Origin of the sequence: Halosolutus amylolyticus (genome assembly GCF_023566055.1) — an archaeon.
Lineage (GTDB): Archaea > Halobacteriota > Halobacteria > Halobacteriales > Natrialbaceae > Halosolutus > Halosolutus amylolyticus.
This window is the reverse complement of sequence record NZ_JALIQP010000006.1, coordinates 207,677-233,175: the sequence shown is the minus strand read 5'-3', so window position 1 is coordinate 233,175 and position 25,499 is coordinate 207,677. Positions and strand designations below refer to the sequence as shown.

Genomic DNA, 25,499 nt, shown 5'->3' with positions numbered 1-25,499 from the left:
AGGGTAGTTTGGCCACGTGTTACTGAGCTATCTGCTACGAGTCTGAACTCGTGCAACTAGCATGGCTAAATCGGACTCCAATAGCAATGACCTCCGGCAGGATCAACCGGAATGCTATATTACTCCCCCCGGAAAGGGGGAGGGTCTGTTGGCGGTGAATGTTCGTACACACTCACACAGTTGGGTCCACACGTTCGATGACACAGATCGCCGACCGATCGGGCGTCACCGAACTGTCGAGGCTAACATCAGATCCCATCTGTACGGCGGACCGCAGGGGTAGGATCCTCATTTCCTTCGGACGTATTCGTAAGCCACGAGGGATACTTAATCCCTTCGGAGCCGAACCGTCCGAGCGACGGAGCGTCGAACGCCCCGCCGATCACGCGTTTGTTGCGATCGTATCCAATTCCCTCGTAGACTTAAGGGCAACGGATCGCTCCCGCGCCGGAAACCGCATCCGGCGTGGGATTTTGCGTACCCTAACGGACGCGCCCTATGTATATAAGGGCGTCGTCTCGGAACGCCGGCGGGCCGGCGTGAATGGGTACTGATCCGTGCCCCGTCCGAGCGGACGGATACGGTGCCTGCCTCCGCGCTGGAACGCAGCCGGAGGGAACGTGGCGGCGTGGGCCACGTCGTTTGCATTCATTTCGAAGTCCGGGTGCATACATAAGGCCGTCGTCTCGTGAGCCGTCTGATCCACGTTGGTCATTCTCGCGATAGCGGTTCCCGTTCGGGATGGGCGAAAGCAGTGTCATCCCTCGAGCCGTCGCCGTTGCGTGGTCCGATCGGTAACCAGCAGCGACTGGAGATCGATACGAAACGGACCGTGAACACAACAGATCGAGGGAACCGACCGACCGATCCCAGACGAGGTGAGCGATCGATCGCGAGCGCACAGGACCAGTGCTGTGAGAAACGGGACGGCACAACGCACGAAGGAGAATAGCAGTTCTGGAGGAGCGAGCGGTTCACTCGAACGGTCGCCAGTACAGGAGCGCGACCGTCACGGCGAACGCGATCGTCGAGAGCGCGTACGCCTGCGCGTAGACGGTCGTCGCGAGCGCACCGGTGGCCCCGGAACCGCCGACGAGCGAGGCGAGGATCGGCCACGAACAGCTGATACAGGCGAAGAGCCCGAGGATTCCGGACGCCGCGGCGTTGGACGCGTCCAGCACGGTGACGTAGACGAGGTACGCGAGCGTGACGTAACCGACCAGGAGGTACGGGGAGAGCGCGAGTTGCACCAGGTGGGTCGTATAGAACAGCGCCGGGCCGTACCCGGGCGGCATGACGATCGTGTAGTCGAGTCCCAGGAGGTGCGGGGCGTGGGCCTCGGGATGGCCGGCGAGCGGGAACAGGTCGTACAGGCCGCCGAAGTAGCCGAGCAGGGCGAAGTAGCCGACGGCGATCGCACCCGCGACGAACTTCTGACGGTCGCTTCCGGACGGGACGGACGTATGCCAGAGGACCCAGCCGCTGAGGTTGAGCCAGACGAACGGGTAGACGTGAAAGAGTCCCAGTTGAGCGTTTCTCGCACTCACGTAGGTGAGGAGCAACAGCGTCTCGAAAAGCAGGATGCCGGCCCAGACGACCGTGGACATCGGACTCGGGCGCGGGAGTCGACGGGTGACGGTACCGAGTGAACTCACGGGTGCTCACCCCGGCGAGGTGTCGATCGACGACGAGCGACTGCCATCGTGTGTGCCGTAGCGTAGCGATCCCAAATAGCCTGTCGGCTTCGGCCGCGTAGAGACGAGCTAGCGCCGTCGTGGCGAGTCGGCTGGCGGACCCACCATCCGTCTGTGGATCGCACAGGCGAACCGCTTCCCGCCGAGCAGTAGCTCGCGCAGGACGGGGGCACCGTCGGCGAGCCAGAGCAGGAAGGCGATCCCGGCGAGTCCCAACTGGAGCCGAAGATAGGGGGAGAGGTCGCCCGCGAGGATCGATCCCTGGTAGTCGTCGAACAGTCGCAGGAACGTCTCCGCGAATCCCGTCCGTCGTTGCTGGCCCGGTGAATCGACCGATTCGACGGGCCAGAGCAGTATCTCGAGTCGGACGAGGCCACTACCAATGTAGCTGTAGAACACGTCCCCCGGAAGGTGTAACAGATAGCCCAGTCCGAACGCGACGCCGGCTCGCTGGCGGCCCGTCGCCCGGGCGGCCAGTCCCGCGAAAATAGCCAGCGGCACCGCGAAGAAGATCGAGTGCCCGATCGCGTAGCCCGTTTCGAAAACGCCGAACTCCCACGCGAGGGGTTTGTCGATGACGTCCGGCAGGACCGAGGCGAAGACGACGGCGAACGCCTCGAGTCCGCCCGGCGAGTCACGATAGACGACCCGGACGAAGAGCGAATAGACGACATAGCCAACGATCGCGTGTTCCCACGGCCACATACGGGCGAGGTGTAGCGAGTACAGGATAGTTATAGAGCGCCTATCCCGGTCCCGGATCGGGGACCGAACGCCGGTCAATTCGGCGCTCGAAGGGCGAGATTGTATCGAACGGGCCGGTTTATTTCCGTCGCCGCCGTACCGGTACCGTGACCGACTACGCGATCGAGGCGCGCGACGTGGCGGTAACGTACGCGGACGGCACCGAAGCGGTCCGCGGCGTCGACCTGCTCGTCGAGCGCGGCGAGTTCTTCGGCTTTCTCGGGCCGAACGGGGCGGGAAAGACGACGATGATCAAGACCCTCGTCACCCTGTTGCGGCCGACCGCGGGGACGGTCCGGATAAACGGGTTCGACGCCCTCGAGACGCCGCGGAGCGTGCGCGCCACGGTGGGCTACATGGCCCAGGAGACCAGCATCGATCCGGAACTCACCGCCCGGGAGAACCTGCGCTACGCCTGTGCCGCCTACGGCGTCCCCCGATCGGAGCGAGCCGACCGGATCGACGAACTGCTCGATCTCGTGGACCTCACCGACGTCGGGGGCAAGGAGGCGGACGACTTCTCGGGCGGGATGAAAAAGCGCCTCGACGCGGCGACGGCGCTCGTCCACCGGCCGCCGCTGGTCTTCCTCGACGAGCCGACGACGGGACTCGATCCCGCCGCGCGGAACCGGCTCTGGGAGTACTTCCGGCGGATCAACGACGAGGGGACGACCGTCTTCCTGACGACGCAGTACCTCGAAGAGGCGGATCAGCTCTGCGATCGCCTCGCGGTGATCCAGAACGGGACCGTCGTCGCGGACGGGACGCCCGGGGCGCTCAAGCGTCGCGTCGGGGGCGAAATCCTCGACGTGCAGCTCGCGGATCCGGGCAAGCGGGAGCGAGCCGTCGAAATCGCTCGTCACGGGGACCTGTTCGCGGTCGGGGCGACGGTCGAACCGACGGACGAGGGGGTGGCAGTGACCGCACGGGACGCCCGCACCAGCGGCACAGACCTCCTGGTCGCCCTTCGCGACGACGGGATCGGCGTCGTGGGCTTCGACGTCCGGGCGCCGACGCTCGACGACGTCTTCCTCGCCGTCACCGGCGATAGAGAGGGCGAGCGGACCGAAGTCGACGATAGCGACGGCGGCGTCCCCGGACCCGCCGAATCGCAGACGGTCGGTGGCGGCGGTTCGAACGGGCCGGACGACCAGGGTGACTCCGACGGCCGCGACGGAGGTCGTCGATGAGCACCCCATCGACGACGATCGATCGGGCCGGTGGCGGGTTCGCGAGCGACGTCAGGGTGACGTTCGTCCGGTGGACGATCAAGTCCGTCCGGAACCCGTTCGTGCTCGTGGTCTCGCTGGTCCAGCCGATCATCTTCCTCGTCCTGTTCACGCAGGTGTTCGGCGGCGTCGCGACGGCCGCGCTCGAGGGGATCAGTTACGAGACCTACCTCGTGCCCGCGATCGTCATCCAGGTCGCGCTGGTCGCGGCCGCGACGTCGGGGATCGGGCTGGTCAACGACATCGAGAACGGGATGTTCGAGAAGACGCTCGTCAGCCCGATGAACCGGACGGCCGTCTTCCTCGGCAAGACCCTCGCCGAGGTCGTCCGCATCGTGGTCCAGGTGGTCATCGTGCTCGGATTGGGCGTCCTGCTGGGTGCCGAAATCGCGACCGGCGTCCCCGGTGCGATCGGAATCGTGGCCATCTGCGTGCTCTTCTCGGTCTGGTTCACCGCGTTCTCGAACGTGCTCGCGGTCGTCACCCGCGACGAGGAGTCGACGATCATCGGCGCGAACCTGCTCCAGTTACCCTTGCTGTTCGTCTCGAGCGCGTTCCTCCCGCTCTCGGCGTTGCCCGACTGGATCCAGACGATCGCGGCAGTCAACCCGATCACCTACGGCGTCGACGCGGCCCGGGCGGTGATGCTCGGCGAGGACACCATGACCGTCGTCGAGGTGACACGCTTCGGCGGGATGTGGGATACCCTGGTTCCCGCACTCGCCGTCCTGCTCGTGCTGGCGATCGGGTTCGGTAGCGTCGCGATCTACGCGATCGGTCGTGCGGCGAGCGCCGACGTGCGGTGACCGACTGCTACCGGGTAACCGATACGATTTAGCGATCGGACGGGGAACGAACGGGTATGGACCGATCGGGCTTCGTCAAACTCGCGGTCGTCGCGCTCGGTCTCGTAATCGTGAGTTTCTTCGTCCGCGGATTCGGGCAACTCCTCGTCGGTCGCCCCACCGCGGACCTGTTGCAGGCGCCGTTCGCGATCGTCGGGTTCCTCCTGCTCGTCTACCTCTTCGTCAGGGCGACGCTGGACGCCGTCGGGATCTGGGAGGTCGAGAACGCGTAGTACGGTCTGCTGTACCGAGTTACCGGTGTAGCCGCGGGACGATCGCGGGTGCACCGGAACTGACGGACAGGAGTCCGTACAAGGAAACCGTTTTTCGCGGCCCGCACGAACGTCGGGCTATGACACTCGACGTGCAGCCGATCGCCGACCTCGGGCCGGGCGACCGCGCCGCGTTCTTCGAGCGCGACGCCGGCATCGAGGCGGTCAGGGAGGACGTTCGCGGGATCGTCGATCGAGTTCGTGAGGAGGGCGACGTCGCCGTCCGCGAGTTCACCAGCGAGTTCGACGACGTCGAACTCGGGAGCATGGACATCACAGACGCGTGCGAGCGCGCGTACGAGAACCTCGATCCCGAACTGCGCGAGGCGATCGAGGCGGCCGCCGACAACGTCCGGGAGTTCCACGAGGCCCAACTGCCCGACGACTGGCGCGAGGAGTTCGGCCCCGGGCGGGAACTCGGGCGACGGTTCCGGCCGATCGATCGCGTCGGCGTCTACGTCCCCGGCGGATCGGCGGCCTATCCCTCGAGTGCGATCATGGGTGTCGTCCCGGCGGTCGTCGCCGGCGTCGACCACGTGTCGGTGGTGACTCCGCCGGCCGACGAGCAGAATCCGGTCACGCTCGCGGCGATCCACGCCGCCGGGGCAGACGCGGTCTACAGCGTCGGCGGGGCACAGGCGATCGCCGGCCTCGCGTACGGCACCGAGACGATCACGCGGGTCCAGAAGATCGTCGGCCCGGGCAACCGGTGGGTCACGGCCGCGAAGGCCGAGGTTCGCGGCGACGTCGAGATCGACTTCCTCGCGGGACCGAGCGAGGTCGTCGTGATCGCGGACGGGACGGCCGATCCGAACCTCGTCGCTTCGGAACTCGTCGCGCAGGCCGAACACGACCCGAACGCCTCCGTCGTCGCGGTCACCGACGACGAGGCGACCGCCGAGGCGGTGGTCGAGGCCATCGACGAGCAGGCGAGCGCGCGCGAGCGCGAAGACGTGATTCGAGAGGCGCTCGCGAACGAGGCCAGCGGCGTCCTCCTGGCCCGATCGATGAGCGAGGGGATCCTCTTCACCGAGGAGTACGCGCCGGAACACCTCGCGATCGTCGCCGACGACGACGAGTCGATCCTCGATCGAATCGACAGCGCGGGAAGCGTCTTCCTCGGTCCGAACACCCCCGTCGCGGCGGGCGACTACGCGAGCGGGACCAACCACGTCCTGCCGACCAACGGCGGCGCGCGCGTCACCGGCGGCCTCTCGGTCGAGACGTTCCTCCGATCGACGACCGTCCAGCGACTCTCGGGCGAGGGACTGGCCGACATCGGCGAGACGATCACCACGCTCGCCGACGCCGAAGGGCTCGAGGCCCACGCAGAGAGCGTCCGCAAACGGCTCGAGAGCGACGACTAAACGGTCGTAAGCCCGCGGTTAACGGCGATTTCCGGTCGCCGAGAACAGGTCACCGAATCGCAAACTGGTTTTACGTAGCTGCGTCCCCGAGTACGTACTGATGGAACCGCGTGAGGTCGACCCGACCGATGCACGCGTCCTCGAACGAAACTACGATTACGCACAGCGGAACGTCCGCCTCCTCGCGGTCTGGTACGACTGCGAACTCGAGCGGATGATCGAACTGTTGGCCGAAAACGACGTGACGCTGTCGGCCAACGACGAACGCATGTTCGGGACGTACTACCGATCGGTCCAGCGACGATCGCGCGTCTAGGGCGAGTCCAGCGGCGGCCGGCGTCGAGCGGCGGGACGCCGTCGGCCGACGATCGAGCGACGACGCGGGGCGAACCGCGCGTCGATCGAGTCGGACGTCCGCGGAGCGTCCGGCGTGTCGAATACGGCGTCCGGCGGCGTCACAGTTAACATCGTCGCGCCGGTAGGGGATGACATGAGCACGGACAGCATGGACGGCGGGGAGGCGGAGACGCACCCCGAGATCGAAGTGACGCCGGAGGCCGCCGAACAGGCCCTCTCCCTGCTCGAGAAGGAAGGGCTCGACGACGGCGAGGCGGGGCTCCGCCTCTTCGTTCAGCAGGGTGGCTGTGCCGGCCTCTCCTACGGGATGCGGTTCGACGACGCGCCGGACGAGGACGACACCATCTACGAGCACCACGACCTGCGCGTGTTCGTCGATCCGGCGAGCCTGAAGTACATCGAGGGGAGCGTCCTCGACTACGAGGACGGCCTCCAGGCCGAGGGCTTCCACGTGGAGAACCCCAACGTCGTCAGCGAGTGCGGCTGCGGCGAATCGTTCCGAACGTAACGAACGTATTCGACGCGCCGTCCGATCGCAGTCCCGGCGTCGTCGACGGTTTTCCGACTTCGATCCGATCGCCAGCGACAGCACACGCCCGGCCGCCGACGGGGTCGACGAAAATCGATCGGCGTCACGTCTGCGCGGGCCCGATCGTCGCGACGGGCGTCGCGCGGCGGATCGGTCAGTCCTCGAGTTCGAACGCGACGGTGACCTCCGCCTGGTACTCCCGGTCGTCGGCGCTCGCGATCTCGACCCCGAGTTCGTCGACTTCGATCCAGTAGACGTTCTGGAGCGTGTCCTCGGCCCGATCGATCGCGTCGTCGGCGGCGTCGTCGAAGCTCTCCGTGCTCGTCCCGATCAGTCTGATCTTTTTGAAGACCATATCCCGGGGAGCTACGCCGCGTGCCGACGTAAAGCTGGTCGTCGGTTTCGTTCCGTGATAGTGGGGCGAGCGTCGGCCTGCGCTCAGTCCGCTCGCGAGTCGAACCGCTCGCGGATCGCGCCGGAGACGTCGGTGAGGTAGGCCCCGCCCCACAGCGCGACGACGAGGCCGCCGACCGCGTCGAAGACGAGATCGAGCATCGTGTCGGTGAGGCCGTACTGCGTGAGCACGGCCTCGGTCCCGAGCGCGTCCGCGGCGAGTGCGATGGCGAACTCGAGGACTTCCCAGAGGACGCCGAACGCGAGGACGAAAAGCAGGATGAACACGGCCACGAACCGTCGTGGGAGGACGACCCCCTCGGCGTGCTCGTCGAGTGCCCGGACGGTCGCGTAGCCGACCGCCGCGACCAGCGACGCCGACAGCGCGTGGGTGACGTGATCCCACCACCAGACTTCCCTGTAGAGGTTCGTCGTGGTGCCGGGGAGGCCGACGGTGCCGAACGCGTGGAGGAACACGGCGGTGGTGATCCACAGCGTGAGCCGCGGATCCATCGGGATGCCGTAGTCGCGCTCGAGGATCGGCGGAAGCTGAGTCACGGCCAGCGCGACGGCGGTGTTGACGACGATGCCGGCGTTACCCCGATCGAGCCCGATAAACAGCATGCCGACGAGGCTCAGTTCCATGAGGTAAGAGAGTTGGCGCTGGCGCTCCCGGGAGGGAAGCAGCGATTCGAGGTTACGCATCGTCCACCTCAGCGATCGACGCCCCGTCGGCCGGCCGGTACCGCTCGAGGCGGCCGAGCCGCCTGAAGTACAGTTCGAAGACGATTCCGGCGCCGAGTCCGGCGATCGCGGAGTAGACGAACTCCCACATCACGTCGTCGTGGTCGGCCTGGAACGGCACCCCGAGGAGGCCGGCGACGCTCCACCGGAGGAGCGCCCACAGTGCGGCGGTGGCCATCGTCGTGACGACGACGAAGACGACGGCGAAGCCGGGGGTCATCCGCACGGTCGTGAACGTCTGCAGTTCGACCGCCAGGACGAGCGCGATCGCGGCGACCGAGAGGTACGAGGCGAAGTGGCCCGTCAGCCGCTCGGCCTCGAGGGCCATCCCGAGGACCGGCAACGCCGCGAGCAACAGTACTTCCCACGGGAGCATCGCCAGCGGCGACCGAAACCGGAGGGGTGGCAGTAGCGCCAGGATCGCGAGCGTCACCGCGAACGTCGTCCAGAGGAGACCGCCGGTTACGAACTCGCCGACGCCGATAGCGGCGATCGCAACGACCAGCAGCCACGCGACGGCCGCGTTGTATCGGTCGTTCGCGATCAGTTCCTCGAGTGGGGTCCGGGACACGGTAGCCCGTACTGAGCGGGGTCACAAAAACGTGTATTATCGGCCGAAACGGGAACCGAGTCGGTCGCGAGTCCGCATCACGCGGGCGCGACGACGAACAGGTAGACGGCGAGGTACGCGACGAGCGCGATCGTCACGGCGGCCACGGACGTGAGCGCGATCTCGAGGGCGCGATCGGCCGTCGACGGAGCGGGACGACGCGACCGACCAGCGGCTGACGGAACGACCGGGCCGACGCCGGAGAGGAGACCGACCCCCAGGATCGAGAAGACGAAGTGGTACGAGACGTCGAGGGTCGGCGGCGCGGCCGCGAGCGGCGCGACGGCGTAGGCCACGCCCACGGCGGCCCGGCGATCGACGGCCCCGAAGAGCGAGCGATCGGTGACCCGGCAGCCCACCGCGAGGGCGAACCAGACGACCGCGAGTTCGATCGCGAACGCGCCGAGCAGGTGGAGCGTCGGATCAGCGTGGAGGAGGATCCGGGAAGTGAGAAGCGGCGACGCGAACGGGTAGAGCCAGTCGGGCGGCGATCCGGTCACGAGGTCACCCCACGGGTGCGACCACAGCCCCCACAGCGCCGCCAGTGCGATCGTCTGCGGCGAGAGCGACGTCGATCGGCCTGCGCCGACGGCGACGAGGGCGCCGCTGACAGCGAACAGCCCCATCACGACCGCGGCAAGCGGACTATCGACGAGCGCGACGGCAAGCAGCGCGAGGAGCAGGCCGGCCCCGACGGTGCGGGCGAGCGGCGCACGACGCGAGTCCCGGACCGCGAGCAGTCCGAACGCCGGCGCGGCGATCGCGCCGACGACCAGCGAGTGCGTGACCGATCGGTGGACGGCCCGGCTCGCGTCCCAGAACGCCGTCGAGGCGGCGAACACGCCGTCCGCGGCGTTCCAGGCGGCGAGTCCGACGAGCGCGTACGCGACGTCGACGTCCGGAACGGTCGCGAACGCGCCGGCGACGGCGCCGACGACGAGGGCTCGACGCCGATCCCAGCCTCGCCAGTCGGCGACCAGCGCCGCGATGGCGAACGCGAACAGTGCGTGACCGACGAACACGACGTATCGGCTACGTGACGAGTGCTCTTAAGCGGCTCGCAACCCCGACAGTCGGGACCGACGATGAGTCGCCCCCGTGATAGATGACCCCGTCCGAGTCGGGTCGGATCGAGCCAGCCAGTTCGTCGACCGGTAATTCGCCGCTGCCGGTACATCTTTGCGAGTGGCCGGCGAGCACACGAGCATGGCTCAGGAACCGTCGAACGATACGGCTCGCGCGCCATCAGTCGGCGAACTGACACCACCCGATCGGACCCTGATGGGGCCGGGACCGAGCGACGTCAACCCGCGCGTCCTGCGGGCGATGAGCACGCCGCTCGTGGGCCACCTCGACCCCTCGTTCGTCGAGATCATGGACGAGGTCCAGGACCTGCTCCGGTACACGTTCCGGACCGACAACCAGTGGACGATTCCGGTTTCGGGGACCGGGTCGGCAGCGATGGAGGCGGCGATCGGCAACGTCGTTGAACCGGGCGATACGATGCTCGTCCCGACGAACGGCTACTTCGGCGGCCGGATGGCCTCGATGGCCCGCCGGGCGGGCGGCGAGGTCGTCGAGGTATCGGCCCCGTGGGGCGAACCGCTCGATCCGGCCGACGTCTCCGACGCGCTCGCCGAACACGATCCCGACGTCTTCGGGTTCGTCCACGCCGAAACGAGTACGGGCGTGCTCCAGCCGGACGTTCCCCAACTGACCGCAGCGGCCCACGACCACGACGCGCTGGTGATCGCCGACAGCGTCACCTCGCTGGGCGGCGTCGAATTGCGCGTCGACGAGTGGGACATCGACGTCGCCTACTCGGGCCCGCAGAAGTGTCTCTCCTGTCCGCCCGGTGCCAGCCCGCTCACGCTCTCGGACGAGGCGATGGAGAAGGTCCTCGCGCGCGACGAAGACCCCCGATCGTGGTACCTCGACCTCTCCCTGCTCGAGGGTTACTGGGGCGACGAGCGGTCCTACCACCACACCGCGCCGATCACGAACGTCTACGCGATCCGGGAGGCGCTTCGACTCGTCGCGGAGGAGGGCATCGAAGCGCGCTGGGATCGCCACGAACGCCTGGCCGGCGCGCTGAAAGCCGGCGTCGAGGCGATGGGCCTCGAGATGAACGCGCCCGACGAGTACTGGCTCCCGAGCCTGAACGCCGTCCGGGTGCCCGACGGCGTCGACGACGGCGCGGTCTGTGGCGAGTTGCTCGATCGATACGACCTCGAGATCGCGAGCGGTCTCGGCGACCTCGACGGCGAAATCTTCCGAATCGGCTGTATGGGCCACTCCGCACGGCCGGAGAACGTCATCTACGTGGTGACGGCGCTCGGCGACGTGCTGGAGGATATGGGAGCAGACGTCGACCCCGGTGCTGGCGTGACGGCGACGAGACGCGCGCTAAAAGAGTGATCGATCGCGATCGTCAGGCCGAGACGCGCGGTCCCGGCGGGGCCCGTTCGACCTGATAGTCCTCCCCGTCGGCGACGATGATCGCCCACTCGTAGTTCGGGTTCACGCTTGTGAGCCGCTGCTCGAGGTCGTCTGCGTCCTCCGGTCGAGCCACGAAACAGTGGAACTGCCCCGATCCGGACGGAAGCGATCCGTTCTCGAGGACCGCGTTCACGTGGACGACTTTCCACTCTCGTTCGGCTCGAAACTCCGGGCCGTCCCCTTCGACGGTGTAGCCCAACTCTGCGAAAATCGACCTGGCCTGCTCGACGAGTCGCATGTTAACAGGACCCATTCATCTAGACGAACGTGGCCATCCACCATAAACGTTAGTACGTAACAAGATATCGCCGGTTCGACCGAACGATCGGACACGGAGCGGGGCAGTTACGTAAACTATCGGAACGATTCCGGGTGATCGTTGGGCACCGGTCGCGGGGTGGCGCGGCGTCGTGCCCGATCGCACCGATCACTCGTGGGCGGCGTCCCACTCCGTCGGCTTGCGGAAGTTGCCACACCGGTTGCACTTGATCCGCCCCATCGAGTCCATCGCGTTGTCGAAACTCTCGCAGTTCGTACAGAACCAGCCGTATCGACGGCCGGCGTCACGGGACTCGTAGGCGACGAGGAACGGTCCCTCGGACCCCTTGTCGCCGTCGGTTTCGGACACGTAGACCGTCGTTCCGTCCTCGGTCGTCCGCGGTTGCATGGGCGGTCGTAGCGTCGCGGGCGGTAAAGGCGTGTCTTTCCACCGGTGAGCCACGATTCGCCGGGCTACGGGCGTGGTATGGGGAGTTTTACCAGAGCCGGGCGAGATAACTGAAAAGTTTACCCGGCCGGGAATCGTTCGCTATCGTGATGACGCTGGTCGTGGTCCCCGTTCGGTATCCGTTGACAAAGCACTCACGTCGGACGCTCGAGCGGGCGATCGAGGTCGCTCGCGATCGAGACGCGGCGTTGACGATCTTGCACGTCGATCTCTACCAGAACGGGCGAAAAGTCCGCCGAACGGACCTGAAAACCGCCGTCGAGGAGACGTTCGGCCCGGTCGAGAACGCCAGGTACGTCGTCCGGACGGGGTTTCTCGTCGAGGAGAGCATTCTCGAGGAGGTCGCGGCCGAGGAGGCCGACGCCGTCGTCATCGGCCGGCGACAGGCGAGTCGGCTGCGGCGACTCTTCCAGCGATTCACGGACAATCCGGACATCGATCGCTACCTGCGCGATCACCTCGACTGTGACGTGATCACCGTCGAGAGCGCGACGGCGTAGTCCCGACCGATCAGTCCGCGCCCGCCCCTCGCACCACGAACACCGGAATCGACGCGTTGTCGACGACCCGCTCGGAAACGCTTCCGAGCGAGGTCACTTTCTCCCGCGGACTCTTGCCTCGGGTCCCGATGACGATCAGGTCGATCCCCGCCTCGTCAGCGTAGTCCAGGATCGCCTTCGACGGGGTCCCCTCCCGAACCTCGCTGACGGCGTCGAGGCCCTCCGCCTCCGCGCGATCCGTCACGGCTGCGACCGCCTCCCGCCCCTCCGCTTCCAGGCTCCGTTCGAGATCCGATCCCGCCTCGTCCGTCGCCGCCGCCGTGATCCGACTGTCAACCACGTACAGCGCGTGTACCGTCGCGTCGTTGTCCGCCGCGATCGGCAATCCGTGTGCGAGCGTCTCGGGCACCGTGTCGCTGCCGTCGGTCGGAATGAGAACGTCGTCGTACATCCGTCCGCGGCTACGCATCCGACCCCTATCAAAATACCTTCGCGGAGGCGCGTGGTCGACTGGAGGCGCTCGCCTACTCCACTCCCTCTCCCTCGCCGGAGCCGTCGCCCGCCTCGATCGAACTCCCGGCAGGGACCCGGTCCCGTCGGGCCTCGCCGACGGCGACCTGTGCGACGCCGCTGGTGTCGTCGAAGACGTGGTGCCGGCGCGGGTAGGCGAACTCGACGTCGCGATCCGCGAATCGCTCCCTGACAGCCGTGTGAACGGCCGATCGCGCGAGGGCCTGCTTGTACGGCTGATTGAGCCAGAAGTACAGTTCGAGCAGGATCCCGCTGTCAACGTACTCGGAGATGGTACAGACGGGGGCCGCGGCGTAGCGGGCGCTTCCGATCCGGATGTCCGGGCCGCCGGAGATAACCGCGTCGACCGATCGGGCGGCCCGCTCGGCCTGCTGGCGCGCGACCTCTATGTCGCTGTCGTAGGTGACCTCGAACTCGACCGAGAGGCGCGTCCGTTCGTCTTCCGCGGAGTAGTTGACGACGTCGCGGGACTGGATCTCGGCGTTCGGAACGACGATAAACGTGTTCTGGAGGGTGAAGATCTTCGTGTACCGCATCGTGATGTCCTCGACGAAGCCGACGTGACCCTGATCGACGACCTCGATCATGTCGCCGATTTCGTAGGGCCGGTCCGCGAGGACGAACAGGCCGTTGATGTAGTTGCCGACCAGCGGCGCGAGCACGATCGCGATCACGGCCGAGATGACGGTCACCGAGAGGAAGATCTCGGTGCCGCCGACGCCCAGGATGCTAAGTGCGACGACGAGCGCGGTGATCAGAACCGCCGCCCTGACCCCACGTAACACTGTTCGGGTCACGCTCGGGCGTTCGATCCGCTGGGCGACCGTTCGACCGGCGAGCCTGACGGCGAGTTTCGAAAGGTACCAGCCCACCACGAGAACGATCGCGGCGAGAACGAGATCCATCACCGGGTCGGGGACGTCGATGGGGAGGATACCCTCAACTTCCTCCGTCGCGTTGCTCGCGTTCGTCTGGACGACCCCTCGCATGGAAACACACTCAGGCCGGTCGTGGATAAGCGTTCTGACCCCGCGATCGCCGTTCGACAACGCGATTTCGAAAATGCGTGTTACTCGATGCATAATAAATCATTTATCCATCGGGACCGTTCCGTCGAGTATGGCACCAGACGAGCTTCGCTCGACCGTCGAGCGCGTCGGGGACCGGTTCAACCTCGGCGAGTACGAGATCGACGCCTACCTCACCGTGCTGGAACAGGGCCAGCTCACGGCGAGCGAGATCGCGGATCGCACCGACATCCCACAACCGCGGGTCTACGACACCGTTCGGAGCCTGAGCGATCGCGGCCTCGTCGAACTGCGCGAATCCCGGCCGATGAAGGTGGTCGCGCTCGATCCCGGCGAGGCCTTCGACGACGTCCAGAGCTCGCTGGAGCAGATGATCGACGAACTCGAGGCCCGCTACACCGCGCCGGCCCGGGACACCGAGGCCGTCTCGCTCGTGAAGTCCCGATCGACGATCCTGCGGTACCTGGAGGAGGTCATCGACGCCGCCGCGTACGAACTCTCGCTGTCGCTGACGCCCGACCTGCTCACCCGCTTCGAAGACGAACTCCGGGCCGCCGTCGACGCCGGCGTGAGCGTCGACCTGATCGTGACGCCGGCCGCCGAAGCCCCCGATCCGGCGTCGTTCGACTACCAGGAGGTGGCGACGACGGCTCGCGCACGCCGCGGGATCACCACGCCGGTCGTGGCCGTCGCCGACGGGAACTACTCCGTCTACGCGACCCAGGACGCCCTCCGCGACGACCAGGACCGGTACGGCGTCATCTTCAACCGCTCCGCGCTCGGTTTCCTGGTCTCGGGCTTCTTCGGGACCGTGCTCTGGACGACGGCCGAGCGGACCCTCGGCGAGGACGGCAGCGCCAGAACCTACCCGCGCAAGTACGCCTCGATCCGCCGCTGCGTGAAAGACATCATCGACGACGGCGGCGAGTTCTACGCGACGATCGAAGGACGTGACGTCGCCGTCGGCGGCCAGCGGATCGTTCGCGGACGCATTCTCGACGTCTCGTTCGAGGTCAGCGAGGAAGTCGCCGCCCTCACCATGGAGAGCGAGGACGGCGAGGAGGTCACGATCGGCGGCCGCGTCGCCGCGCTCGAGGAGGTCGAAGCCCACGAGATCCACATCGGTCGCCACGAACCGCCGGCGATCGAGGACTGAGACGGGCGACCGGGACGAACTCCCGACACGACCGGCCCCGACCGACGGCGCTACCTTCTCGCGGACGATCGAGTGAACGGCCAGCGAACACGACGTTCCGCCGCCAGGTGCGAGGACGGGCGTCTACGCGACGGATATGGACAACATACCACCGTCTAGTGGCGCGCTAATAGTAGTATCTCGTGAACATATCGCGCATAACAATTAGTGGATTTCGTGCACGTCGTCATAGAATCGTGCTATCCAGTACCTGTACAGCGAGACCAGCCGCCGTGGCGGACGCTCGGGACGGGCGGATCGGAGCGAACGGCGGCACGCGGTGGGCGAACAGTCGGTGTCGATCCGAACGAGACGCCAGGCCGGGCCGGGCGAGAGGTGACCGACCGTGAGCAGCACGGCGACCCCGACCGGCGAGCGACCGGGCGCGATCCCGTCCAGTCCTCGCGTCGACGACGGGAGCGGCGACGACGTCGAACCGCTCTCCCAGGACGTCGCCTTCGAGATGCTGAGTTGCCGGCGTCGGCGCGACGTCCTCCACTACCTCCGGCAGAACGGCGGGACCGCGGAACTGCGTCCCCTCTCGCGCCAGATCGCCGCCTGGGAGAACGACGAACCGATCGAGGCCGTGACCTACAAGCAACGATCGCGCGTCTACACCGCCCTCCGGCAGGCGCACCTCCCGAAGATGGACAGCTACGGGATCGTCGAGTTCGACGCCGATCGCGGGACCGTCGCGCTGACCGGCCGGGCGAGCGACCTCGACGTCTACCTGGACGTGATCCCCCACGGGGACGTCTCCTGGAGCACCTACTACGTCGTCCTCGGCGGGTTCTCGATCGCCTTCGCCGCCCTCATCCTGCTCACCTCCTTCCCGTTCGGCCTCTTGCCGACCGGGGCCGGCGTCCTGATCCTCGGGGTCCTGTACCTCGGGTCGGCGATCGCGCACCGGCTTTACGAACGTCGGACGCAGATCGGGAGCGACGGGCGGCGGCCGGGGTAGAGCGAGGAAGCGGTCTCGGCGGTCGGGGAGCGATCGCAGGCGCGTGACGATTTGCAGACCGGTCGATTTTCTGGACGGAATTTAGCTATCAGGAGCGTCATTGTCGACGTCGGTAGACCGGACTCGATAGCAGGTTCGAGGCCAAGAACAGTGTCCGATTCTTCGAACGGTAGCCGCCAATACGCGCTCACGTAATCCAGTCGATCGCGAGTCATGGATCGACGCTCGTGAAGAACTGGGTAACTCGTCGCGCGTGAGCAAGGGAAGAATAACCGCTCGCAGACGACAGGGAGTTACGACCGGTCGACGAATCCGTCCGACGAGTGTCGATCGAGAGAGGTAGCGAAGTGGAGTCTATGACTCGTTGTCGTTCTTTTTCCCCTTCTTTTTGCCGTTCATACCGCCGTTCATACCGCCGTTCATACCGCCGTTACAGTACCGTTCGGCAAACCCGCTCGCGTTGCACGGGCCCGCACTGGACGGTAGTCCGTACGCGTCACAGTTGTCGCGGTCGAACTTGTCGAGACCGTTGCTGGCACACTCGGTTGGGTTGCAGAACGTCATCCCACTCTCATCGCCCTCGAAGGCGATTATCTGGCCGCTCTGCGGAATCCCGAAGTCTCCTCGCCCTCCACAGAAGGGGGCGTCCTCTACCTCGGCAGTAGCAATGGATCCTCCCATTTGTGGCCGGTAGTAGTAGATCGTCCCACCTTCGCAGGCACAGACTTGACCACATCCACAGAATTGAACGTTCGTACTGACAGGAATGTCACCGTTCGGCGGACAGAACTTGGCCTTGAAGTCGAAGTTGGCCTTGAATTTGGTCTTCTTCTCGAGCTTCGCGTGTTTGGGGAGCCACCACTCGAAGCCGATGTATCCCGTGTTCGAGTTCTCGATGCACCAGTCGTCCTCGTCGTGGTCACCGCAGGCGCCGAACGTGAAGCCGGTCATGGGACGACGCCCACCGTGTTTGTGATCGTCGTGGTCGTGATCGTCGTGGTCGTGATCGTCGTGGTCGTGGTAGCGCGGCGCGAATGCAGTTCCCGATCGCGCGCGATCGTAGACGTTCAGCTTCTTCGTGTCGTCGGTGCCGGCCACCTTGATCCGGCAGATCGGCAGGTTGCTCTTCCACCTGAACCCGACGACCTTCCCTTTCTTGTTCTTGATGACCTTTTTTATTTTTATATAGAGATCGGGTAGCGGCTTGTCCTTGTTCTTCGCCCAGTAGCCGACCCCCGGGATGTGGAACTTGGTGCCGTCGCGGAGGTTCTGGATCTTGTGGACCTTGGGCTTCTTGACGTACTTTTTGATGTTTTTGTCGGTGATCCAGCCGGGCTTGTACGCGTCGTAGCCTATCCTACCCTTGTCGATATGCTTGCGCGGGTACGCCCAGTAGTTGATCCCCTCCTTGTCGTACGGTGACGCCACGTACGGGTTCTCCGAGAGCTGGACGCCCTCTTCGAGTTTGGACATGACGTGTTTGAGCGATCCCTGGGCGATGATCGGTTCGTACCCCTGGTACTTGTTGTCGCCAGGGTAGCCGCCATCGAAGTTGTTGTTCTCGTTGGAGGCCATCACGTTGTTCTGCGGGTACTCGTCGTACCAGACGCGCGCCCGGGCCTCGTGCAGGAACTTCTTGTGAGCCTTGACCTTGGGCGCTTTGAGCCAGGTCTTCCCAGGTGTCTCACACAGGTGGTAGCTGAGCGTGACCTCGCCGCGGCTCCCCGGCTTGAGACCGTGGAAGTTGATCAGGGGATCGCCGGGATCCGTGTACTTGTTGTCAGTTCGCCATTTGGAACTCAGCGGATCATCGACGTTGACGAGAGCCTTGTCTCCGTCACAGTAGTTGATGTCCTTGTCCTGCTTGCCGTCGTTATTCTTATCCGGGAACGCATCGATCTTCTTCCACTTCTTTCCGTTGTAGAACGATTCCTGCCAGTCGACCGCGACGGGAACCGGGATGTACCCGTTTTTACCTTTGCCGTTACTGTCGTTCTCGCCCGCGGCGACGCCGTACGTGCCGACCGCGGTACCGATACCGGTCGCGCCGATGCCCGCGAGCACGTTGCGTCGCGTGATGTGTCGGTTAGTGTCCTTCGACATCCTTTCTCCGCGTGCCCGGGCATCCCCCGGGAGTCACGCAAGAGTTGATGACCGTAGATGTGAATGTATATATACACAACCAGATGGACCCGGAAAGAGCGTTTGGCGTCTCGGGCCGATCGGCTAGGCGTCCAGTTACGTTCGCTATGGACGGACTATGTGACGGGTAGAGACCGGAAAACACGCGGCGGTTGCTGGAAGGCCGGGGCTACGAAGCCCGATCGCGAATCGATCGACGGACGACGGTCGCGCGGCGATCGACTCGCGATGACCGGCGTCGTGATGCCGACGAGACGCAGGGGAAGACCCGATCAGGGACCGCCTAATCGGCGATTATACCAGCACGGTTTCCCGACTGTCCATATTAGTTACATTCGTGCAAGCCAGATAATTAAGACGCTGAGGACCGTGTTTTCGCGTCGGATGGGACCACATAGCACAGGACGTGACGACCGTCCAGGGGTGTCCCGCCGGACGTTCGTGGCCGCGACGGGAACGTCCGCGACGCTGGGCGCGACGGCGATCGCCGGCTGCGTCGGTCGCGGACAGCAACCGAACACCGTCGTGATGACCGCCGCAACCGACGTCGAGGGGATCATGTACAGCGACGGCGACGAGCCCTCGGTCCAGCAGGCGCTGTGGGACGCCGGCCTCGACGAGGACATCACGGTCGAGATCCAGACCGTCGTCAGCGATTCCGTCCAGCGGATGCAGCAGGCACAATCGGCGCTACAGGCGGGACGCGCGCCGCCCGACATCCACATGATGGACAGCGGGTGGACGATCCCGTTCATCCTCCGGGAACAGACGACCAACCTGAGCGAACACCTCTCGTCCGACGTCGTCGATCGGGTCGAGAACGAGTACCTCGAGGCGGTCGTCGAGACGGCCCGCCACCCGGAGACCGACGACATTCACGGCCTCCCGTTGTTCCCCGACCTCGGGTTCATGCTGTACCGGCAGGACCTCATCGAGGACGCGGGACACGACGCCGGCCAGTGGGCCGAGGAACCGCCCTCGTGGGAGGAGTTCTCGACGGCCGTCGGCGATGCGATGGCCGAGAGCGACGTCGACTACGGGTACACCACGCAGGCGGCCGCCTACGAGGGGCTGTCGTGCTGTTCGTTCAACGAAGTGCTGACGAGCTGGGGCGGCGCGTACTACGGCGGCGCGGACAACCTGTTCACCGCGGGCGATCGGCCCATCACGATCGACGAGGAACCCGCCGTCGACGCCATCCGGATGATGCGGACGTTCATCGACGGGGACGATCCGAACGCGCTCGACGAGTACGCGGAGATCTGCCCGTCATCGATCGTCCAGTGGACCGAACAGGAGTCGCTCGGTCCGTTCGCGGACGGCAACGCGATCGCCCACCGGAACTGGTCGTTCGCGATGGCCGAAACCGGATCCGAGGAGGCGTTCGGCGAAGACCTCGGGGTCACGACGAAGCCGTACGCTGTCTCGCAGGACGAGGCCGAGTACGGCGGCGTCGGCGGCACGACGTCGGCACTCGGCGGCTGGAACCTCGTCGTGAGCCCGTACACCGATCGCCGCGAGCAGGCCCTGCAGGTGCTCGAGGCGTTCGCGAGCGAGGAAGTCATGCTCACGATCTTCGAACTCCAGGGCTTTCTGCCGCCGATCATCGAACTGGTGACGGAAGCCAGCGAGGAGGAGATCGGACCGATCGCCCGGTACACCGATCAGGTCGAGCGAGCCAGCGAGAACGCGATCCCGCGGCCGGTGACCGACGTCTGGCCGGAGCAATCGGCGCTCATCTACCAGGAAGTGAACGCGGCCTACCGGGGCGTGAAATCGCCCGAAGCGGCGGTGAGTGACCTCGCAGGGCGGCTCGAGGGAAGCGAAACGGAGGTGGCACAACAGGATGTCGACTGACATCGATACGATAACCGGCGGTGAGACGAGCCCCGATCGCGAGCGGACCGGAAACGCGGTCGTCAACTGGATGGAGAACTTGAGCGAGGCGGCCTACGCGTACCTGCTGTTGTTGCCGGCGTTCGCGTTGCTGACGCTGATCGCGTTCTATCCGCTGCTCCAGACGTTCATCACGTCGCTCCGGGAGGATCAGACGCGAGGTGCGGATCCCCTCGGGGGCTTCGTCGGCGTCGAGAACTACGTCGACATCCTCACGGGGAACGCGCGACTCGCCAGGCAGTTCCTCGACGTCTCGCTGACCGGATCGTTCCCGTTCGTCGAACTCGGGACGCCGTTCTTCCAGCAGGCGCTGTTCGTCACGCTCGCGTTCGCGATCATCAGCGTCTTCTTCGAGACGGTGATCGGCTTCGGACAGGCCTACGTCCTCGATCAGGACTTCCGCGGGCGTCGCTGGGTTCGCGTCGCGATCATCCTGCCCTGGGCCGTTCCGATCGTCATCCAGGGGATGATCTTCTTCCTGATCTTCCAGCCGGAGGTCGGGTTCGGGACCGACATTATGCAGTGGCTCGGCGTCTTCAGCGCCGCCCCGCTGGCCAATAGCCGCGACGCGTTCTTCATCATCCTCGTGGCCGACATCTGGAAGTCGTCGGCGTTCATGGCCCTGCTCATCCTCGCCGGGCTCCAGAGCGTGGACCGAAGCCTGTACGACGTCGCGCGCGTCGCGGGCGCGTCACCGTGGCAGCGGTTCAAGCTGATCACGTTGCCGCTGGTCATGCCCGCACTGCTCGTCGCGATGCTGTTCCGCACGATGGACGCGATGCGCGTGTTCGGCCTGATCGAGTCGACCGCCGGCTGTACCACCGTCCCCTCGCTGACCTGTCTGGTCGTCGAGGCGATGTTCGGCGGGACGCGCATCTTCGCGACGGCGGCGGCCGTCGCGTTCGCGACCGCACTCGTGATCGGCCTCATCATCGGCGTCTACGTCCTGTTCTTCCGCGACACCGAGGGAGGAGGGTTGACCTGATGACTGCCCCGAACGATCCCACCGACCACGACGATCGAACGGAATCGACCACCGATCACGGACCGACGAGCGACGCAGGCGGTCCCACCGATCGGTCGAGTCAGTACGGCCCCGGTTCGGCGGCCGGCCACCGAACCGACGGCGGCACGGTTCTCGAGGACGACCGCGACGCGGAACTCGATCGGGGACCGTTCCAGCAGTGGGTGGCCGACTCGATCTCCCACCCCGAGCGCGTCTACCGGGCGATGTTCTACGTCGCCGCGATTTTCTTCCTGTTCACGACGCTGTTCCCGTTCTACTGGCTGCTCATGGTCGCGCTGACCCCGGAGGGACAACTCCAGGACATTCTCTTCACGCCGAACGGGTTCAACCCGGGCGTGTTCGTCGAGGTGTTCCAGACGATTCCCTTCCACTGGTACATGTTCAACAGCTTCGTCATCGCGCTTGGCTCGACGGTCGTCGTCCTGGTCGTCGGGAGCCTCGCCGGCTACGCGTTCGGACGCCTCGAGTTCCCCGGCCGGGTCCCGCTGATGTTGCTCGTGCTAGTGATCTCGTTCTTCCCACCGGCGGCGTTTTTCATCCCGTTGAACGACCTGTTCAACACCAGCTTCGCGGTGCTCGAACCGATCACCGGCGACGGGACCCTCTACAACACGCCGTTCGCGATCGTGACGCCGCTGTCGGCGATCTTCATGCCCCTCGCGATCTTCATCCTCACCACCTTCTACGCACAGATTCCCGACGGCCTCGAAGACGCCGCGCGCGTCGAGGGGACGACTCGGCTTGGCGCGCTGTTCAGGGTCATCATCCCGCTGTCGGCACCCGGCGTCGCGACCGCCGGCGTGCTGACGTTCATCGCGGTCTACAACGAGTTCTTCTTCTCGTTCCTGATGACCGACGGACAGCCCCAGAACTGGGCGCCGATCCTCGAAGGGATCCTCGCCTACCAGGGACAGTACGAGGTGCTGTACCACCTCATGGCCGCCGCGAGCATCATCGGGGTACTCCCCGTCGCGATTCTCGTGGTGATCGCGCAGGAAAAGATCGTTAGCGGACTGACCGCAGGCGGACTCAAGGAGTAACACAATGGCACGAGTACAACTCGAACACATCACGAAACGGTACGGTGAGGAAACGGCGGTCGACGATATCAGCCTCGAGGTCAAAGACGGCGAGTTCGTCACCTTCGTCGGGCCGTCGGGCTGTGGGAAGTCGACGACAATGGAGACCGTCGCCGGCCTGACCCAGCCGACCGAGGGTCGGGTCTACATCGGCGACGACGACGTCACGACCCTCGCTCCGAAGGACCGGGGGGTCGCGATGGTCTTCCAGAACATCGCGCTGTTCCCCCACATGGACGTCTTCGACAACATCTCCTTCGGCCTTCGACTTCGCAAGTACGACGACGAAGAGGTCCGTCGCCGCGTCGAACAGGCAGCCGATATCGTCCAACTCGAGGGAATGCTCGATCGGATGCCCGGAGAGATGTCTGGCGGACAGCAACAGCGGGTCGGGATCGCCCGCGCGATCGTTCGGAACCCGGACGTCTTCCTGATGGACGAGCCGCTGGCGAATCTCGACGCGAAATTGCGGGTCCACATGCGGACGGAGCTTCAGCGACTCCACCGCGAGCTAGACGCGACGGTCATCTACGTCACACACGACCAGGCCGAGGCGATGACGATGTCGAACCGGATCGCCGTCCTGAACGACGGCAGGCTCCAGCAGATCGCCCCGCCGCTGGTCTGCTACAACGAACCCACGAACCTGTTCGTCGCGGGATTTATTGGGTCACCGTCGATGAACTTCGTCGAAGGGACGCTCGTCGAGGGCGGCCTCGAGACGAACAACTTCACCGTCGACTTCGATCCGTCCCGTGTTTCGGGCGTCACCGTCGGCGATGCCGTTACGCTCGGTATTAGGCCGGAGGACGTCCACCTGACCAGGTACGCCGACTCGCTCGAGTCGTCGACGGCCCCAATCGACGCCCAGACCGACGTCCTCGAACCGATGGGCGACGAGGTCTTCGTCTACCTATTGCTCTCCGAGGCCGCGGCGGGGTCGATGGAGCAAGATCCGGCGACGTCGCCCAACCAGTTGCTGATGAGCGTCACTCCCGACACGGAGATCGAGGCGAACCAGGAGGTCGACGTCGTCCTCGACCGATCGAAGATCCACCTCTTCGATACGGAAAGCGGGGAGGCACTGGTCCACGGGATCACCGACTTCCCCGAGCGAGAGCCCGGTACCACCCCCACCGAGGCGGATAGTTGATCGATCGACCCCGTCCTGGCTCCTCCCGGCCCCACACTCGGTCGGCGACGGACCAAAGGAACTCGAGTGCCAACGTTTCGTATAGCGTACTCAGGTGTATCGACCCGAAACGAGCCACCACTGCCCACAGAGACCGCCGATGACACCCGATCGATCAGACACGAAGATTGGAATCGTCGGCCTCGGCAACATCGGCCAGTACCACGCCGAACGGCTCCGCGACCTCGACGTGTCGCTGGTCGGGGGGATGGACGTCGCCGCCGAGGCACGAACGCGCTTTGCCCGTCGATACGACGTCGACGTCTACGAAGATCACACCGAACTGTACGATCTCGTCGACGCCGTCATCATCACGACGCCGAACAGGTACCACGAGCAGTACGCCGTCGACGCCTTCGAGAGAGATCTCCACGTCCTGCTCGAGAAGCCACTCGCACACTCGATCGAGAGCGCCGAGCGAATCGCCGACGCGGCGGCGGACTCTGCGGGTTTTTGCATGGTCGGGTTCAACAACCGGTTCGCGAACACGGTCAGGATCGTCAAGAACCGGATCGATCGGGGGGATCTCGGTGAGGTGGGCCACATCGAGGCGAACTACGTCCGCCGACGGGGGATTCCGGGCCGCGGGTCGTGGTTTACCCGCAGGGATATCGCCGGCGGGGGCGCACTCATCGACCTCGGCGTACATGCGGTCGACCTCGCGCTGTACCTGCTCGGATATCCCGACGTGGTGGAAGTAAACGGCGTGACGCGGGGCGAGTTCGGCGGTCGCGAGGAGTACGCGTATCTCGACATGTGGGCGGACGATGCCGGTCCCGCCGGCTTCGACGTCGACGATTCGGCGACGGCGTTCGTCCGCTGTGAGGGAAACCGGACGATCGCCCTCGAGGTCGCGTGGGCGACGAACCGGCCGGCGAACCACGAGTTCCTCGTCCGGGGGACCGAGTCGGCAGCCCGGTTCGACCTGCTCGAGGGGGACCTCTCCTTTCACTCCGCGAGCAATATCGGTCCCGACCACCTCGAGGATACGTCCATCGAAACCAGGCAAAACGACACTCACACTGACGAGCAGAAGGCCTTTTTCGACGTGATCACCGGCGAAGAGTACCAGAACGAGGCCGTCAGCGACAGCATCGAGCGAGCGCTGAAAGTCCAGCGAACCATCGACGCGATCTACCAGTCCAGCGAGGAGGAACGAACGGTCTCGCTCCGCGAATAACGACCGCCTACCCCGGTCGCAGTGGATCGAGTGCCGAAAAAACGACTGGTAGACGATCGCGATCGTTCCGGTAGGGACTCTGTAACAAATTGTGATATCCGAAACCGTCGTACCATGACAGATCGATCTCGATCGTCCGGTCGGTCCGTCCGTGCCGCGATCGCAGGGCTGTTCGGCGGTCGGAGTCGGACGGTCGTCGTCGAGTGTCGCCGCTGTGGGACGTCGGTCGAACGTGGCGCACGGGCGTGTCCGACCTGCAACTGCGACGACATCGTCACGTACACGATCCGGTAACGGGCGTGGACCGACACCGACGCGATCCGGTGCCCGTCGCGAATCGTCACTCCCCGATCGGATCCCCGGTGGATTCGTCGCCGGTCGACGGGTCGGATAGCTCGACGTTCCCGTCGCTGTAGACGGTGACCTCGGACCCCTCGTACTCCAGGACGACGCGCGTGTCGACGGCGTTCCGTGACGCCGGCGCCCCGGACGCGATCGGTCGAAACAGGGCGTCGAGCGCCTCCGGGTCGACGACGGCGTGCAACGGTTCGTAGGCCGGTGGCACGACGTCGGTTACGTCGACCCCATCCCGCGCGGCGATCGCCTCGACGATAGCCTGGCTCGGCGGCATCGAATCGGGAGACGTCGACGGGGTAGTCGAAGAGGACATACCCGATTCTAGACGGGTCGCGTTCATAAGCATACTGGCAGACGGAAACACGCCACAGGTAATCCCGGTCCCGGGACGGTCGCGCCGA

Annotated in this window: 28 protein-coding genes and 1 rRNA gene; 16 read left to right on the top strand and 13 right to left on the bottom strand. The window is 65.5% G+C overall.

Annotated elements, in window-relative coordinates; all coding sequences use genetic code 11:
* The 3 genes from MUN73_RS20415 to MUN73_RS20405 form a co-directional block, all read right to left on the bottom strand.
* Positions 1 to 113: ribosomal RNA gene (locus MUN73_RS20415) — 16S ribosomal RNA — on the bottom strand; the annotation flags it as partial.
* 861 nt (positions 114 to 974) lie between these two features.
* Complete coding sequence (locus tag MUN73_RS20410) at positions 975 to 1,655, bottom strand: DUF7546 family protein (protein ID WP_425492742.1); 681 nt, start codon at positions 1,653 to 1,655, stop codon at positions 975 to 977.
* A gap of 108 nt (positions 1,656 to 1,763) precedes the next feature.
* Positions 1,764 to 2,399, bottom strand: coding sequence for a metal-dependent hydrolase (locus MUN73_RS20405; protein ID WP_250142361.1), 636 nt, complete (start codon positions 2,397 to 2,399; stop codon positions 1,764 to 1,766).
* Positions 2,400 to 2,545: 146 nt separating this feature from the next.
* On the opposite strand from MUN73_RS20405, the gene MUN73_RS20400 reads away from it, so the two are divergent.
* From MUN73_RS20400 to MUN73_RS20375, 6 genes are all read left to right on the top strand, one after another.
* Positions 2,546 to 3,628 (top strand): ABC transporter ATP-binding protein, encoded by a 1,083-nt coding sequence (locus MUN73_RS20400; protein ID WP_250142360.1) that lies wholly within the window; start codon positions 2,546 to 2,548, stop codon positions 3,626 to 3,628.
* Entirely contained in the window at positions 3,625 to 4,473 is an 849-nt protein-coding gene (locus MUN73_RS20395; RefSeq protein ID WP_250142359.1) for an ABC transporter permease, read from the top strand. Before MUN73_RS20400 ends, MUN73_RS20395 begins: the two co-directional genes overlap by 4 nt.
* A gap of 56 nt (positions 4,474 to 4,529) precedes the next feature.
* A complete protein-coding gene (locus MUN73_RS20390) occupies positions 4,530 to 4,745 on the top strand; it encodes a hypothetical protein (protein ID WP_250142358.1) in 216 nt (71 codons plus the stop codon).
* 119 nt (positions 4,746 to 4,864) lie between these two features.
* Positions 4,865 to 6,151, top strand: a complete 1,287-nt coding sequence (gene hisD / locus MUN73_RS20385; RefSeq protein ID WP_250142357.1) for a histidinol dehydrogenase — start codon at positions 4,865 to 4,867, stop codon at positions 6,149 to 6,151.
* A gap of 100 nt (positions 6,152 to 6,251) precedes the next feature.
* Entirely contained in the window at positions 6,252 to 6,467 is a 216-nt protein-coding gene (locus MUN73_RS20380; protein WP_250142356.1) for a hypothetical protein, read from the top strand.
* Between the two features lie 174 nt (positions 6,468 to 6,641).
* On the top strand, positions 6,642 to 7,016 hold the full coding sequence (locus MUN73_RS20375; RefSeq protein WP_250142355.1) for a HesB/IscA family protein: 375 nt from the start codon (positions 6,642 to 6,644) through the stop codon (positions 7,014 to 7,016).
* 175 nt (positions 7,017 to 7,191) lie between these two features.
* On the opposite strand, the gene MUN73_RS20370 is transcribed toward MUN73_RS20375, so the two are convergent.
* The 4 genes from MUN73_RS20370 to MUN73_RS20355 form a co-directional block, all read right to left on the bottom strand.
* Positions 7,192 to 7,392: a dodecin gene (locus MUN73_RS20370; RefSeq protein ID WP_250142354.1), complete on the bottom strand. Its 201-nt coding sequence runs from the start codon at positions 7,390 to 7,392 to the stop codon at positions 7,192 to 7,194.
* Positions 7,393 to 7,475: 83 nt separating this feature from the next.
* Positions 7,476 to 8,135 (bottom strand): DUF2238 domain-containing protein, encoded by a 660-nt coding sequence (locus MUN73_RS20365; RefSeq protein ID WP_250142353.1) that lies wholly within the window; start codon positions 8,133 to 8,135, stop codon positions 7,476 to 7,478.
* A complete protein-coding gene (locus MUN73_RS20360; protein ID WP_250142352.1) occupies positions 8,128 to 8,745 on the bottom strand; it encodes a hypothetical protein in 618 nt (205 codons plus the stop codon). Before MUN73_RS20360 ends, MUN73_RS20365 begins: the two co-directional genes overlap by 8 nt.
* Positions 8,746 to 8,822: 77 nt before the next feature.
* Complete coding sequence (locus MUN73_RS20355; RefSeq protein ID WP_250142351.1) at positions 8,823 to 9,806, bottom strand: metal-dependent hydrolase; 984 nt, start codon at positions 9,804 to 9,806, stop codon at positions 8,823 to 8,825.
* A 184-nt stretch (positions 9,807 to 9,990) separates the two neighbouring features.
* Here MUN73_RS20355 and MUN73_RS20350 point away from each other — a divergent pair, with 184 nt between their 5' ends.
* The gene (locus MUN73_RS20350) at positions 9,991 to 11,202 is read left to right on the top strand and encodes a pyridoxal-phosphate-dependent aminotransferase family protein (protein ID WP_250142350.1); all 1,212 of its coding nucleotides are present in this window, start codon (positions 9,991 to 9,993) and stop codon (positions 11,200 to 11,202) included.
* A 13-nt stretch (positions 11,203 to 11,215) separates the two neighbouring features.
* Here the strand turns inward: MUN73_RS20350 and MUN73_RS20345 are convergent, their stop codons facing one another.
* A complete protein-coding gene (locus MUN73_RS20345; RefSeq protein ID WP_250142368.1) occupies positions 11,216 to 11,521 on the bottom strand; it encodes a DUF7116 family protein in 306 nt (101 codons plus the stop codon).
* A 189-nt stretch (positions 11,522 to 11,710) separates the two neighbouring features.
* Positions 11,711 to 11,950: a DUF5816 domain-containing protein gene (locus tag MUN73_RS20340; protein WP_250142349.1), complete on the bottom strand. Its 240-nt coding sequence runs from the start codon at positions 11,948 to 11,950 to the stop codon at positions 11,711 to 11,713.
* 149 nt (positions 11,951 to 12,099) lie between these two features.
* On the opposite strand from MUN73_RS20340, the gene MUN73_RS20335 reads away from it, so the two are divergent.
* Positions 12,100 to 12,510, top strand: a complete 411-nt coding sequence (locus MUN73_RS20335) for a universal stress protein (RefSeq protein WP_250142348.1) — start codon at positions 12,100 to 12,102, stop codon at positions 12,508 to 12,510.
* A 10-nt stretch (positions 12,511 to 12,520) separates the two neighbouring features.
* Here the strand turns inward: MUN73_RS20335 and MUN73_RS20330 are convergent, their stop codons facing one another.
* Together MUN73_RS20330 and MUN73_RS20325 are read right to left on the bottom strand one after the other, a co-directional pair.
* Positions 12,521 to 12,961, bottom strand: coding sequence for a universal stress protein (locus MUN73_RS20330; protein WP_250142347.1), 441 nt, complete (start codon positions 12,959 to 12,961; stop codon positions 12,521 to 12,523).
* 73 nt (positions 12,962 to 13,034) lie between these two features.
* Entirely contained in the window at positions 13,035 to 14,030 is a 996-nt protein-coding gene (locus tag MUN73_RS20325; protein ID WP_250142346.1) for a mechanosensitive ion channel family protein, read from the bottom strand.
* A gap of 130 nt (positions 14,031 to 14,160) precedes the next feature.
* Here MUN73_RS20325 and trmB point away from each other — a divergent pair, with 130 nt between their 5' ends.
* Both trmB and MUN73_RS20315 read left to right on the top strand, forming a co-directional pair.
* Entirely contained in the window at positions 14,161 to 15,225 is a 1,065-nt protein-coding gene (gene trmB / locus MUN73_RS20320; RefSeq protein ID WP_250142345.1) for an HTH-type sugar sensing transcriptional regulator TrmB, read from the top strand.
* Between the two features lie 385 nt (positions 15,226 to 15,610).
* Positions 15,611 to 16,225 carry a DUF7344 domain-containing protein gene (locus MUN73_RS20315; protein WP_250142344.1) on the top strand — a complete coding sequence of 205 codons (615 nt, stop codon included), beginning with the start codon at positions 15,611 to 15,613 and terminating at the stop codon, positions 16,223 to 16,225.
* Positions 16,226 to 16,579: 354 nt separating this feature from the next.
* Here MUN73_RS20315 and MUN73_RS20310 read toward each other — a convergent pair whose 3' ends face one another.
* A complete protein-coding gene (locus tag MUN73_RS20310) occupies positions 16,580 to 18,328 on the bottom strand; it encodes a hypothetical protein (RefSeq protein ID WP_250142343.1) in 1,749 nt (582 codons plus the stop codon).
* A gap of 423 nt (positions 18,329 to 18,751) precedes the next feature.
* Between MUN73_RS20310 and MUN73_RS20305 the strand changes: the two genes are divergently transcribed.
* The 6 genes from MUN73_RS20305 to MUN73_RS20280 all read left to right on the top strand — a co-directional run bounded on the left by MUN73_RS20305 (position 18,752) and on the right by MUN73_RS20280 (position 25,035).
* On the top strand, positions 18,752 to 20,224 hold the full coding sequence (locus MUN73_RS20305) for an extracellular solute-binding protein (RefSeq protein WP_250142342.1): 1,473 nt from the start codon (positions 18,752 to 18,754) through the stop codon (positions 20,222 to 20,224).
* Positions 20,214 to 21,248 carry a carbohydrate ABC transporter permease gene (locus MUN73_RS20300; protein ID WP_250142341.1) on the top strand — a complete coding sequence of 345 codons (1,035 nt, stop codon included), beginning with the start codon at positions 20,214 to 20,216 and terminating at the stop codon, positions 21,246 to 21,248. The genes MUN73_RS20305 and MUN73_RS20300 overlap by 11 nt, the downstream gene beginning before the upstream one ends.
* Positions 21,248 to 22,330, top strand: coding sequence for a carbohydrate ABC transporter permease (locus MUN73_RS20295; protein WP_250142340.1), 1,083 nt, complete (start codon positions 21,248 to 21,250; stop codon positions 22,328 to 22,330). Before MUN73_RS20300 ends, MUN73_RS20295 begins: the two co-directional genes overlap by 1 nt.
* A gap of 4 nt (positions 22,331 to 22,334) precedes the next feature.
* On the top strand, positions 22,335 to 23,522 hold the full coding sequence (locus tag MUN73_RS20290; protein ID WP_250142339.1) for an ABC transporter ATP-binding protein: 1,188 nt from the start codon (positions 22,335 to 22,337) through the stop codon (positions 23,520 to 23,522).
* A gap of 139 nt (positions 23,523 to 23,661) precedes the next feature.
* Entirely contained in the window at positions 23,662 to 24,741 is a 1,080-nt protein-coding gene (locus MUN73_RS20285; RefSeq protein ID WP_250142338.1) for a Gfo/Idh/MocA family protein, read from the top strand.
* 114 nt (positions 24,742 to 24,855) lie between these two features.
* Positions 24,856 to 25,035 (top strand): hypothetical protein, encoded by a 180-nt coding sequence (locus MUN73_RS20280; protein ID WP_250142337.1) that lies wholly within the window; start codon positions 24,856 to 24,858, stop codon positions 25,033 to 25,035.
* A gap of 46 nt (positions 25,036 to 25,081) precedes the next feature.
* Here the strand turns inward: MUN73_RS20280 and MUN73_RS20275 are convergent, their stop codons facing one another.
* Positions 25,082 to 25,411: a HalOD1 output domain-containing protein gene (locus MUN73_RS20275; protein WP_250142336.1), complete on the bottom strand. Its 330-nt coding sequence runs from the start codon at positions 25,409 to 25,411 to the stop codon at positions 25,082 to 25,084.
* Between the last annotated feature and the right edge of the window lie 88 nt (positions 25,412 to 25,499).